A 12,544-nucleotide genomic window follows, 5' to 3' on the forward strand; every position below is an offset into this window, starting at 1 on the left:
ACGATGGCAGATACGCATGACAAAACCGAAGAACCCACGGCGAAAAAATTAGAAGATGCCAGGAAAAAAGGCCAATTAGCTCGATCGAAAGAACTGTCTACTACACTAGTGTTGGTCTTCAGCGCCATTTTAATATTGATTTTGGGATCCGATATTGCGAGAGGTGTCTATTTGATGACGCAGCGCATGTTTACCTTATCCCGTGACGAAACCTACGATACCACTCATATGTTTGCTGCTTGGGGAGAGATGCTCTCGGCGGTGAGTGGCCCCGTGTTATTGTTCATGGTGGTTTCAATGGCTGGCGGTATCTATGGCTCTATCGCATTGGGTGGGTTTAATTTTACGTGGGAATCTGCTTCGCCAAAATTCAATAAGATGAACCCTATTAGTGGCTTCAAGAGAATGTTTGGTATGAACGGCTTGGTTGAACTTTTGAAGTCATTTGCCAAGTTTTTCTTGATCATGGGCATGGCATACGTTGCCTTAATCTTCTTTAAAGACGAAGCCCTACACCTCGACTTTGAAGCCTACCCAAACAACATCTTTCACGCCATTGATATGCTGGGCTGGGCGTTTTTGTTTATTACCCTAGGCATGATACCCGTTGCTATTTTCGATGTGCCTTATCAGTCGTATAAGCACAATGAAGAAATGAAAATGTCTAAGCAGGAAGTGAAAGACGAACGCAAAAATGCCGATGGTGATCCCCAAGTAAAAGGCAGAATCCGAAGGCTACAATATCAAGCTGCTGCTCGCAGGATGATGCAGGAAGTGCCAAATGCCGACGTAGTAGTGACCAACCCTACTCATTACTCTGTCGCATTAAAATACGATGATAATGGCAGTTTGGCGCCAGTATTGGTGGCTAAAGGCATTGACGAACTGGCGATGCACATTCGAAAAATTGCTGGGGCACATGAAGTGCCGATCGTGCCTTCACCTATGTTAGCTCGTGCTATTTACTACTCCACCGAAGTTGAGGAACAAATACCGCACGGCCTGTTTATGGCGGTAGCCCAGGTACTCGCTTATGTTTTCCAACTTAAAGCGTTTAAAGCAGGTAAAGGCAAACGTCCTAAACCACTCAAGAAAGACTTGCCAATCCCGCCAGAACTGGTTCGCTAGCAACTTGGCACACATGTTGAAACTGACTCTACTATCCGACAAAAGCGTCAAAATTTTGATAGTGAGAGAGTTGCCCCATGGAGTTATCGGCCTATTTGCAGCGTTTTGATAAGGCACAACTGCAAAAGTTATCCCAAGGTCTTGGTGCACCGATTGTGCTATTGGCCATCATGGGGATGGTCATACTGCCTATGCCCCCCTTGTTACTGGACATTTTGTTCAGTTTCAATATCGCCCTTTCACTCGTCATTATATTGGTAGCTGTTTTTACCGAGCGCCCGATTGATTTTGGTATATTTCCTCTCGTTTTGCTCATTGCAACGGTACTGCGGTTGGCGCTGAATGTTGCGTCAACACGGGTGGTATTGTTGTACGGTCACGAGGGCGGAGATGCGGCGGGTAAGGTCATCGAGGCCTTCGGCGAGGTGGTAATTGGTGGAAACTACGCTGTGGGTGTTGTCGTTTTCGCCATCTTATTGATTATCAACTTCAAAGTCGTAACGGCAGGCGCGGGTCGTATATCAGAAGTGAACGCCAGGTTTACACTCGATGCGATGCCGGGTAAGCAAATGGCCATAGATGCGGACTTAAACGCGGGTTACATAGACCAAGACGAAGCCCGCCACCGTCGAGAAGAAATCACCGCAGAAGCAGACTTTTACGGTTCAATGGACGGTGCATCTAAATTTGTAAAAGGTGATGCCGTGGCGGGTTTGTTCATTATGCTGATTAACATTGTCGGTGGACTTTTTATCGGCATGATTCAACACAATCTCAACTTTGGCCAAGCCCTTGAGGTTTACACTATTCTCACTATTGGTGATGGCCTAGTGGCTCAAATACCCTCGCTATTATTGTCTGTTGCCACCGCGATCATTGTTACGCGTGAAAACGAAACGCAAGAGATGGGCACAGAAATCACCAAACAACTGGGCAACCAGCAGGCTTTGTACATTACTTCGGGCGTGCTGTTTGTAATGGGTATTATTCCAGGTATGCCACATGTGGCTTTCCTCGGGTTTTCTGCTTTGGCTGGTGGCTATGCATATTGGCGAAGCCGGCAGGCCATCAAAGCCAAAGAGGAAGCCACCAAGCTACCAGCCGTGGATCAATCAGACCTACCACCGCCAGAAGTCAAAGAACTCGGGTGGGATGACGTACAACACGTTGATACGATTGGTCTCGAAGTGGGGTATCGTCTCATTCCTCTGGTCGATAAAACACAAGGAGGAGAACTTCTCACGCGAATCAAGGGCGTGCGTAAGAAGTTATCGCAAGAGCTCGGGTTCTTGGTGCCGCCAGTGCACATTCGCGACAACCTAGACTTAGACCCCAACGCCTACACTATTTCCATGCTTGGCGTCAGTATTGGCGAAGCACAAATTAGCCACGATGAAGAAATGGCAATCAACCCCGGTCAAGTATTTGGCAAGTTAGAGGGCCGACCGACACAAGATCCCGCGTTCGGTTTAGAAGCCGTTTGGATTAAACCTAGCAAGCGAGAGCATGCCCAAACCCTTGGTTACACTGTCGTGGATGCAGCAACAGTTGTTGCCACTCACCTAAGCCAGCTCTTGACCAATAACGCCTACCAATTGTTGGGTCATGAAGAGACCCAGCAGTTGTTGGATATGTTGGCGAAACACAGTCCGAAATTAGTCGAAGGACTGGTACCAGATATCATCCCGCTCAGTACTGTGGTGAAAGTGTTGCAAACCTTGCTCTACGAGGGTGTGCCTATTCGCGACATGCGTACCATAGTGCAAACGCTGTCTGAATACGGCCCTAAGAGCCAAGACCCTGATGTCCTAGTCTCTGCTACCCGAATTGCGCTCAAGAGATTGATTGTTCAAGAAATAAGCGGTGGGGCTCAAGAAATCCCCGTCATAACTTTGGCGCCAGACTTGGAACAGATGTTGCACCAGTCACTACAAGCGGGTGGAGAAAATGGCGCTGGTATCGAGCCTGGACTTGCTGACCGGATGCAGCAATCGTTACAGCAAGTTAGTCAACAGCAAGAATTAGCCGGAGAGCCGGCGGTGCTGCTGACGTCGGGAATGTTGAGGCCAGTACTGTCTAGATTCCTGAAAAATGCCGTGATGGGACTGCATGTCTTGTCTTATCAGGAAGTGCCAGATGATAAGCAAATTAAAATTGTTAGCTCAATAGGTCAATAATCTGACAGCGATTGAGAAAAGAGGTTGGGAATGAAAATTAGACGTTTTTTTGGCAAAGATATGCGAGAGGCGCTAAGCCTTGTAAAAGCCGAGTTAGGTCAAGACGCCGTTATTATGTCGAATCGCAAAGTCGCTGACGGCATCGAACTCGTCGCCGCGTATGACAAAGAGCCAACACCCAAAGTGGCACCTAAAAACGAATCGTTTTCAGGAAAACCTGTTCCGACGTTGAGCGAGATTATCGGTGACGATGGTCCCGATAGTCTTAAAGCGCTATTGGAGAAGCAATCTCAGCAATCGATGCAACAACCTCACACGTCAACACAAAGACAGCCAGCACCTCAGCCATCGGTTCAACCTCATTCTCAGCCCCGAGCCCAATCTCAACCTCGAGGTATGACACAACCGGCAACCAAGCCCGCACATGAACCCGAACTTTTTTCAGCCGATGCGCTTGTCGACTCAAAAGTTAATGAGGTGAATGATGGCTTTGACGATTTCTCCCAACCGTCACAATCGTTAAAGCAAGGTGAATTAGACAGCATTAAAGAAGAGCTAGCCTCTTTGCGCAGCGTGCTTCAACATCAAGTTGCTGACTTAATGGAAGCGAAGCAACGCCGCCAGCGTCCTACCTTGAGGTATTTGGCACAGCGACTTGAAGGAATGGGGATTAGCCGAAGCCTAGCCGAGCAACTCGTAAATTATACGCCAGCGGATTGTACTGAACGAGAGGCTTGGCTATACGTTTTAAAACTTTTAGCTAATCGCGTGAATGTTTCTGGTAATGATATCCTGTCTCATAGTGGTGTGGTCGCGCTTGTAGGACCCACTGGCACAGGTAAAACGACAACAGTTGCTAAACTTGCTGCTCGTTACGCGCAGAAATACGGTGCAGACCAGGTAGCGATGATTACTATCGATACTTATCGTATTGCCGCTTTTGAGCAATTGGCTACTTATGGCAAAATCATCGGTTGTGTTACGCGAAAGGCACAGTCAAGTGAAGAGCTTGCTGACCAGTTGTTCCAGTTGCGTCACAAACGCCTTATTTTAGTGGACACTGCGGGCTTTAGTCAGCGCGATAGTCGTTTAATTAAACAGTTGACGAACTTTACTCAGGCTAATACGCAACCCATTAGACAATATTTAGTTGCACAAGCGAGTACGCAATATTCAGCATTGCAGCATATATTTGATGCATACGAGTCGGTAAAACTTGATGGATGCATATTCACTAAAGTCGATGAATGTTATAGTCTGGGCGAAGCATTAAGTGTTGCCATCGAGCGCCAAATTCCGGTGAGTTATGTCACCGACGGACAGCAAGTCCCTGAGGACATTAAAGTTGCTGATGGAAAATCTCTCGTATCTGCTGCCGCAAAGCTTTATAAAAAGTACGGATTGAATCATACTAGAGGCAATCATGTGGTAAATGCAGCACGAGCAGTATGATCGAAGATCAAGCGAGTAGCTTACGAAAGATGAATCAATCACGGTTAATCAAAGTTATAGCAGTCACCGGCGGTAAAGGTGGCGTAGGAAAAACAAACATCACGTTGAACACTGCCATTTCGATGGCAAAGCAAGGTAAACGCGTGATGGTATTGGATGCCGACTTGGGTCTGGCAAACGTCGACGTTATGTTGGGATTACGGGTGGAAAGAAACCTGTCCCATGTCTTGTCGGGCGAATGCACACTGGATGATATTCTTATCACCGGCCCTCATGGCATCAAGATCGCTCCAGCAACGTCTGGCACACAGTCTATGACTGAGCTGTCGCCGACGGAACATGCTGGCTTAATTCGCGCTTTCAGCGAATTGCGCTCTCAAATTGATGTACTCATTGTGGATACCGCGGCGGGCATTTCCGACATGGTATTGAGTTTCTCAAAAGCATCTCAAGATATCCTTGTTGTGGTCTGTGATGAACCCACTTCCCTGACAGATGCGTATGCATTGATTAAACTCTTGAACAGAGAGCACGGCGTATTCAAGTTTAAAATTGTTGCGAATATGGTGAGGGATGTTAGAGAAGGGCAAGAACTCTTTAGCAAACTGTCAAAGGTAACAGGGCGTTTCTTAGACGTGGCACTAGAGCTAGTGGCAACGGTTCCCTTTGATGAAAACATCCGTCGCTCAGTGAGAAAGCAAAAGGCGATAGTTGATGCTTTCCCCAGTTCTCCAGCGTCTATGGCCATCACTCAGCTTGCAGCTAAAGCACTACAATGGCCAATCCCAGCTCAGCCTGGCGGACATCTGGAGTTCTTTATTGAACAGCTTATCTCGAATAAAAACAGTGTGGCGGGTAATCAAGGGTGAATAGCAAAGCAGCTGCTTACCAACAACAAGTCGATAAAGCGCAGCTGGTAGAGCAGCACGCTTCTCTTGTTAAACGTATTGCACATCATTTGATGGCAAGATTACCGGCAAGCGTATTAGTTGATGACCTTATTCAATCCGGCATGATCGGCTTGCTGGAAGCTGCCAAAAATTTTGATGGTAGCAAAGGCGCGAGCTTTGAAACTTTTGCCGGTATTAGGATTCGCGGCGCTATGCTCGATGAAATCCGAAAAGGTGACTGGACGCCTCGCTCTGTGCACAAAAACAGCCGAGCTATTACAGAAGCGATCAATCAGGTTGAGAAAGAAACCGGTCGTGACGCGCGAGACGCCGAGATTGCAGACAAGCTAAATGTGCCGATCGCGAGTTATCACCAAATGCTCGGTGAAGTGAACGCGGGCAAGTTGGTGGGTATTGAGGACTTAGGCGTCTCTGAGGATGTTCTGACTACCGATGATAACCGCGGAAATGACACGCCTTTAGAAGATTTAATGCAGGGCGCTTTTCAAAAAGCGCTCGCACATGCTATTACTACATTACCAGAACGTGAAGCTATTGTGCTTTCCTTGTACTATGATGAAGAGCTGAACCTCAGAGAAATAGGCGAAGTACTCGAAGTCAGTGAATCAAGAGTGAGCCAAATACACAGTCAGGCCATGCTAAAACTCAAATCACGAATGCAGTCATGGCGGACTGGTGAATAGAACCACGAACTAAACGATAACAATTTAACCCCTCAGTGGAGGCCATTTTGGATAAAAATATGAAAATTCTTGTGGTAGACGACTTTTCTACTATGAGACGTATCATAAAAAACCTGTTGAAAGACTTGGGCTTCTCCAATATCCAGGAAGCAGATGACGGTAGCACTGCATTGCCGATGCTCCAACAAGGTGATTTTGACTTTGTTGTAACTGATTGGAATATGCCTGGAATGCAAGGTATTGATTTGCTGCGCAACATTCGAGCTGATGACAAGCTCAAACATTTGCCAGTACTCATGGTAACCGCCGAAGCCAAAAAAGAGCAAATTGTTGCAGCGGCGCAAGCCGGCGTAAATGGTTATGTTGTTAAACCATTCACAGCAGCAACGCTAAAAGAGAAACTTGACAAGATTTTTGAACGTTTAGGTTAATCCAGGCGCTCCTGAAATAATAAGAGGATAACTGGATGTCAACAAACTCTAACGTCCCAATATCGCTCGAAGAAGCAAAGCAGCTCGTCACGTATTTGGAGCAAGGTGATAACGAAGCGGCTAACGCTTTGTTGGAAGCCGCTTCATTGAAAGAGTCGATCGAGCTTTTTGCGGAAGTCGGTAAGCTGACTCGTCAGCTCCATGACTCTTTGAACAATTTCCAATTGGATGAGCGCATTGCAGGTCTTGCGAATCAAGACATTCCTGATGCACAAAGCCGCTTGACCTACGTTATTGAAGAAACGGAAAAAGCTGCCAACACGACAATGGATGCGGTTGAGGCAAGTATGCCTATCGCTGAAAACTTGTCGGAGCGCATTAGCCAAGTGATGCCTGAGTGGAAAAAGCTCATGTCTCGCGAAATAGAACTGGGTGGCTTTAAGTCATTGTGTACCGAATTGGACCAGTTCCTTGAGCAAACGTCTGCCGATTCGACCAAGTTGACCAGTTTGTTAACTGAAGTGTTAATGGCACAAGGCTATCAAGACTTAACGGGCCAGGTTATTCGCCGTGTTATTGAGCTCGTAAAAGAGGTCGAAGACAGCCTAGTTAACATGCTCACAATGTTTGGCGAAAAAGAAGTCTCTAATTTTGCTAATAAAACTGAGAAAAAGAACGATAAAGTAGAAGCAGAAGGTCCAATTATTGACGCAGAGTCGCGTGATGATGTTGTTCAAGGTCAAGATGATGTTGATGACCTTCTGTCTAGCTTAGGTTTTTAGGGGAGCAGGCGCATGTCGTTTGATGTGGATGAGGATATTTTACAGGACTTCTTAGTCGAAGCAGGCGAGATCTTGGAACAGCTCCAAGAGCAACTGGTAGACTTGGAAAACAATCCTGAAGATGCAGATTTGCTAAATGCCATATTCCGCGGTTACCACACTGTGAAAGGTGGCGCCGGATTCTTGTCGTTGACAGAATTAGTGGAGATATGTCACGGTGCGGAAAATGTTTTTGACATAATGCGTAATGGTCAACGCACATTGACCCCAGAGTTGATGGATGTCATTTTGCAGGCCACAGACGTGGTCGTTGAGATGTTTGAGCGCGTAAAAGCGCGCGAACCTCTTGAGAGTGCAGATGCAGCGTTGGTTGAGGTGCTACACAAACTTAGCGAACCTGAATCCCCTGATGAAAACATTTTTGGCAATGCCGACGACACTTCAGCGGCTGCACCTGCCGAAGAACCCGCTTTTGAGTTAGAAGAAGCGCCTGAGCCTGTTACACAGGCAAGCGACGGTGGTTCGATCGAAGAGATAACAGAAGACGAATTTGAAGCGCTACTTGACGAGTTGCACGGCTCTGGCGCGCCTGGGCAAACAGCAGCGAAACAGGATGAAGCACCTGCTCCAAGCGCTGCACCAGCTTCGGATAGTGAAGATATCACCGATGATGAATTCGAAGCGTTATTAGACCAGCTTCATGGCAAGGGACAGTTTGGCTCAGAGTCTAATCCTGAACCTGCGAAAAACGAAGCACCCAAAGCACAAGAAGCGGCTGGTGGTGATGACGAAATTACTGACGATGAATTTGAAGCCTTGCTAGACCAACTTCACGGTTCTGGCAAAGGGCCTAGTGTTGACGCGCCGGCCCCCCCCAAGGCGGAAAAACCAAGAGTTAAAGTAGATGCCGAGGCGACAAAAGCGGTAGAAAAGGCGAAAAAAGAACAAACAGCTAAGCCGGCGGCCAAAGCGAAAGCGCCAGCGAAACCCGCTGCGAAAGCTGCGCCAGCGGCACCAGCGAAGAAAGATGACAAGAAGCCAGCTCCTGCTGCGCCTCAAGCAGAAACCACAGTTAGGGTCGACACTAAACGGTTAGACCAGATCATGAATATGGTTGGTGAGCTAGTTCTTGTTCGCAACCGATTGTTAAGTCTAGGGATTAACCTCAACGACGAGAACATGTCGAAGGCAATTGCAAACCTCGATGTCGTGACTGGCGACCTGCAGGGCGCGGTAATGAAAACCCGCATGCAGCCTATCAAAAAGGTATTTGGTCGTTTTCCTCGAGTCGTCCGAGATCTAGCGAGAAGCTTAAAGAAAGAAATTGTTCTTGAGCTAGAGGGTGAAGAGACCGATCTAGATAAAAACTTGGTAGAGGCACTGGCCGATCCACTAGTTCACTTGGTGCGGAATTCTGTTGACCACGGTATCGAAATGCCTGATGACAGGGTTGCAGCAGGTAAACCAAGTACCGGTGTTGTTAAGTTAGCAGCCTCACAAGAGGGTGACCATATCCTGCTTACTATCACTGATGATGGTAAAGGCATGGATCCAGATAAACTTAAGGATATCGCGATTAGCCGAGGTGTACTTGATGCCGACGCAGCGGCAAGAATGTCAGACGTAGAAGCTTTTAATCTGATATTTGCACCTGGCTTCTCTACCAAGACTGAAATCAGTGATATCTCTGGCCGTGGCGTGGGTATGGATGTGGTGAAAACCAAAATCAACCAACTCAACGGTACAGTCAATATCGATTCTAAAATGGGTCAAGGTACTCGACTTGAGATCAAGGTACCACTTACCCTTGCTATTTTGCCGACCTTAATGATTGTGGTGGGTAAACAAACCTTCGCATTGCCTCTAGGCGCAGTGAACGAAATCATCAATATGGACATCAAGAAAACCAATACGGTTGATGGTCAGTTGACTATGATTGTTAGGTCAAAAGCGATACCACTGTTTTTCCTTGGCGAATGGTTGATTCGCGGTGGAGCAACAATCGATCGCGAAAAAGGCCATGTAGTTGTTGTGCAAATTGGTACTCAACAAGTGGGTTTTGTTGTCGACGCACTGATTGGTCAGGAAGAAGTGGTAATCAAGCCGCTAGACGCATTGCTGCAGGGAACGCCGGGCATGGCGGGGGCGACAATTACGTCCGATGGTGGTATTGCGTTGATACTCGATATTCCGAGCCTGTTAAAACGTTATGCTAGAAAGGCGCTTAAATAAAAATAAAAGGAAACCGTAAATGGTCTATAAAGTCCTTATTGTGGACGATTCGACCTTTTATCGTCGCAGAGTTCGCGAAATTCTTAATGAAGATCGCGAACTCGAAGTTATCGATGAAGCGCGCAATGGCCAAGAAGCCATAGAAAAAATCAAAGCACTCAAACCCGATGTGGTCACGATGGACGTAGAAATGCCCGTTATGGACGGCATTGCTGCTGTTAAAAAAGCCATGTCTGAGTGCCCCGTTCCCATCATAATGTTCTCTTCACTCACTCATGATGGTGCTCAAGCAACACTTGACGCACTTGAAGCTGGGGCGCTGGATTTTTTACCAAAGCGCTTTGAGGATATCGCTCAAGATAGAAAAGAAGCGTCTTCGCTGTTGAAGAATAAAGTGCGTATGATCGCAAGGCGTAGTGGTATTACACGCAATCGTGGCGTTGACGCGAAAGGTACCAGTACGCCTCGTACACCACGTACTACGTTTTTACGTTCTTCTAATGTTTTGACCGGCAATCGCACGTCGGTGTCATCTTCGATGAGCAGTGTGCCCAGCAGTATGCCCGCGGTAAACGTTGAATCGGTTAAATCTGTGGTTCGCTCTGGGAAACGTTACAAGGTTTTAGCGATCGGAGCTTCGACTGGTGGTCCTGTTGCACTACAAAAAGTGCTCACGGCATTGCCTGCAAATTTTCCATATCCGATTGTACTCGTACAGCATATGCCTGGCACCTTCACAACGGCCTTTGCTCAGCGCCTGAACAACCATTGTAAGATTGAAATTTCTGAAGCGGTGAGTGGGGATGTTCTTAAACCTGGCCATGCTTACCTTGCCCCTGGTGGCAAGCAAATGCTCATCGAAGGCACGTCGTCCCAAGCGCGAATAAAAGTGACCGATGTATCCGCGGATGAAAAAATCAGTTATAAGCCTAGTGTCGATTTAACTTTTGGTAGTTTAGCGCGTGTATTCGGCGGTGACGTACTCGGTGTAATATTAACGGGCATGGGAGCTGATGGCAGAGAAGGTTCCCGAACCTTAAAAGGTCGCGGTGCAAAAATTTGGGCCCAGGATCAAGAGTCTTGTGTGGTCTACGGGATGCCGCAAGCGGTTGCCCAAGCGAACATCTCAGAAAAGAACATTGGGCTAGAGAATATTGCTAGCTGTATCCTAACGGAAATGGGGTAAGAGTGTGAAAGCTAGTCGGGGAAAGTCGTGCTAGGGAGTATGCCAATTTGAAGGTTTGGACGATTGCGAATCAAAAAGGTGGTGTGGGTAAAACCACGACGACGGTAACGCTTGGTGGCTTGCTAGCGCAGCAAGGCAAGAGAGTGTTATTGCTTGATACCGATCCTCACGCTTCATTGAGCTACTACTTTGGCATTGATTCTGAAGAGTTATCCACTTCGGTTTACGATATTTTTATTAATAATCAATCTGTCACTGCCGATAACGTTCTTGATTGCTTGTGTCCAACTAAGTTAGACAGTTTATTTATTTTGCCTGCAACCATGGCACTGGCTACGTTAGACAGACAAATGGGCATGCAAAGTGGTATGGGGCTCGTACTCAAGAAAGCGCTAGACAAAGTCAGCCACGAGTTTGACTACGTGCTGATGGATTGCCCACCCGTACTTGGTGTGCTAATGGTAAATGCATTAGCGGCTTGCGATCGCGTTATCGTACCTGTGCAAACCGAATTTTTAGCCTTGAAAGGGCTAGATAGAATGATGCATACCCTTGAAATAATGGGTAAATCGTTAGCCAAAGAATTTGACACTTTGATAGTGCCAACTATGTTTGACAAAAGAATCAATGCTGCACTTGATGCACACAAGCGCTTGATTGCGGATTACGGCGACAAACTATGGGAACATACTATTCCCGTTGATACGCGATTCAGAGACGCGAGCCAGGCGCAGTCGCCTGCTTCGGTAGCATATCCGAGAGCGCGAGGCGTGTATGCCTATAAAAAGTTGTTAGAACAGTTGGAAAAAGAGACCCGTTTATGACTAAGAGTACGCCATTCGCAAGAGAAGATGTCATGAAAGACTATCTCGATGGCTTACTGCAGGAGCCTGATGCGCCATCGGAAGCAACAGAGCGCGCTGCGAAGCTTTTGGAACAAGCTTCCGTTGCAATGCCAGAGATTGAAGTTCAAGATGACGCATATGAAGAGCCCGTTGAAATCGATGTCCCCGCTATTGAGACTGAACCGGAGAGTGAAGTCGCGGTAACGTCAAACGAAGCGCCAGAGTTTGCTCCAATTCACGATCAGCTGGAGTCCACGTTTCAGGCGTTGTTTTTTGAAGTGGCGGGTTTAACAATGGCAGTCCCCTTGACGACATTAGGTGGTATCCATAACCTAGACAAAGTCGGACCATTAATTGGCAAACCAAAATGGTTTAAGGGCGTGATGCTTCATAGAGAAGAAAAACTTAACGTTGTGGATACGGCGCAATGGGTCATGCCAGAAAAATATGACCAAAATTTGGCAGAGACGCTAAACTATCAATATCTTATCATGTTAGGTAATAGCCCTTGGGGGCTTGCTAGTGATAAATTGGTTAATACCGTTACTTTGTCAAAAGAAGATGTTAAGTGGCGCGAATCCATAGGCAAACGGCCTTGGCTCGCGGGAATGGTAAAAGAAAAAATGTGCGCGTTGGTAGACGTGTACCAACTTATTTCAATGTTGAACAATGGCTTAGGCAGTAACGACCAGATGCCATAGCTTTGGGAGCCAAGTT

The 12,544-nt window shown here is 47.0% G+C and carries 11 protein-coding genes; all 11 read left to right on the plus strand.

Going from position 1 to position 12,544, the window contains the following annotated elements:
• Positions 1-3: 3 nt before the first annotated feature.
• The 11 genes from flhB to AC27G9_RS12335 all read left to right on the plus strand — a co-directional run bounded on the left by flhB (position 4) and on the right by AC27G9_RS12335 (position 12,528).
• Positions 4-1,128, plus strand: a complete 1,125-nt coding sequence (gene flhB / locus AC27G9_RS12285; protein WP_487074585.1) for a flagellar biosynthesis protein FlhB — start codon at positions 4-6, stop codon at positions 1,126-1,128.
• A gap of 77 nt (positions 1,129-1,205) precedes the next feature.
• Positions 1,206-3,305 carry a flagellar biosynthesis protein FlhA gene (gene flhA / locus AC27G9_RS12290; protein ID WP_487074587.1) on the plus strand — a complete coding sequence of 700 codons (2,100 nt, stop codon included), beginning with the start codon at positions 1,206-1,208 and terminating at the stop codon, positions 3,303-3,305.
• 30 nt (positions 3,306-3,335) lie between these two features.
• Positions 3,336-4,757 (plus strand): flagellar biosynthesis GTPase FlhF, encoded by a 1,422-nt coding sequence (gene flhF, locus AC27G9_RS12295; protein ID WP_487074589.1) that lies wholly within the window; start codon positions 3,336-3,338, stop codon positions 4,755-4,757.
• The gene (locus AC27G9_RS12300) at positions 4,754-5,626 is read left to right on the plus strand and encodes a MinD/ParA family ATP-binding protein (RefSeq protein ID WP_487074591.1); all 873 of its coding nucleotides are present in this window, start codon (positions 4,754-4,756) and stop codon (positions 5,624-5,626) included. Before flhF ends, AC27G9_RS12300 begins: the two co-directional genes overlap by 4 nt.
• The gene (locus AC27G9_RS12305) at positions 5,623-6,351 is read left to right on the plus strand and encodes an RNA polymerase sigma factor FliA (RefSeq protein ID WP_487074593.1); all 729 of its coding nucleotides are present in this window, start codon (positions 5,623-5,625) and stop codon (positions 6,349-6,351) included. Before AC27G9_RS12300 ends, AC27G9_RS12305 begins: the two co-directional genes overlap by 4 nt.
• Before the next feature lie 47 nt (positions 6,352-6,398).
• The gene (gene cheY / locus AC27G9_RS12310; protein ID WP_487074595.1) at positions 6,399-6,782 is read left to right on the plus strand and encodes a chemotaxis response regulator CheY; all 384 of its coding nucleotides are present in this window, start codon (positions 6,399-6,401) and stop codon (positions 6,780-6,782) included.
• A 35-nt stretch (positions 6,783-6,817) separates the two neighbouring features.
• A complete protein-coding gene (locus AC27G9_RS12315) occupies positions 6,818-7,564 on the plus strand; it encodes a protein phosphatase CheZ (protein WP_487074597.1) in 747 nt (248 codons plus the stop codon).
• A 12-nt stretch (positions 7,565-7,576) separates the two neighbouring features.
• A complete protein-coding gene (locus AC27G9_RS12320; protein WP_487074599.1) occupies positions 7,577-9,796 on the plus strand; it encodes a chemotaxis protein CheA in 2,220 nt (739 codons plus the stop codon).
• Between the two features lie 19 nt (positions 9,797-9,815).
• Complete coding sequence (locus AC27G9_RS12325; protein ID WP_487074601.1) at positions 9,816-10,982, plus strand: protein-glutamate methylesterase/protein-glutamine glutaminase; 1,167 nt, start codon at positions 9,816-9,818, stop codon at positions 10,980-10,982.
• Positions 10,983-11,029: 47 nt separating this feature from the next.
• A complete protein-coding gene (locus AC27G9_RS12330; protein ID WP_487074603.1) occupies positions 11,030-11,806 on the plus strand; it encodes a ParA family protein in 777 nt (258 codons plus the stop codon).
• Positions 11,803-12,528 carry a chemotaxis protein CheW gene (locus AC27G9_RS12335; protein WP_487074605.1) on the plus strand — a complete coding sequence of 242 codons (726 nt, stop codon included), beginning with the start codon at positions 11,803-11,805 and terminating at the stop codon, positions 12,526-12,528. The genes AC27G9_RS12330 and AC27G9_RS12335 overlap by 4 nt, the downstream gene beginning before the upstream one ends.
• Positions 12,529-12,544 lie beyond the last annotated feature (16 nt).

The organism is Alteromonas sp. 5NS40-0096 (assembly GCF_057544385.1).

Bases quoted from the DNA above. Each gene is read 5' to 3' on its own strand.
- AC27G9_RS12325 (WP_487074601.1), top strand. From the start codon at position 9,816: ATGGTCTATAAAGTCCTTATTGTGGACGATTCGACCTTTTATCGTCGC.
- AC27G9_RS12300 (WP_487074591.1), top strand. From the start codon at position 4,754: ATGATCGAAGATCAAGCGAGTAGCTTACGAAAGATGAATCAATCACGG.
- flhF (WP_487074589.1), top strand. From the start codon at position 3,336: ATGAAAATTAGACGTTTTTTTGGCAAAGATATGCGAGAGGCGCTAAGC.
- AC27G9_RS12315 (WP_487074597.1), top strand. From the start codon at position 6,818: ATGTCAACAAACTCTAACGTCCCAATATCGCTCGAAGAAGCAAAGCAG.
- flhB (WP_487074585.1), top strand. From the start codon at position 4: ATGGCAGATACGCATGACAAAACCGAAGAACCCACGGCGAAAAAATTA.
- AC27G9_RS12335 (WP_487074605.1), top strand. From the start codon at position 11,803: ATGACTAAGAGTACGCCATTCGCAAGAGAAGATGTCATGAAAGACTAT.
- flhA (WP_487074587.1), top strand. From the start codon at position 1,206: ATGGAGTTATCGGCCTATTTGCAGCGTTTTGATAAGGCACAACTGCAA.
- AC27G9_RS12320 (WP_487074599.1), top strand. From the start codon at position 7,577: ATGTCGTTTGATGTGGATGAGGATATTTTACAGGACTTCTTAGTCGAA.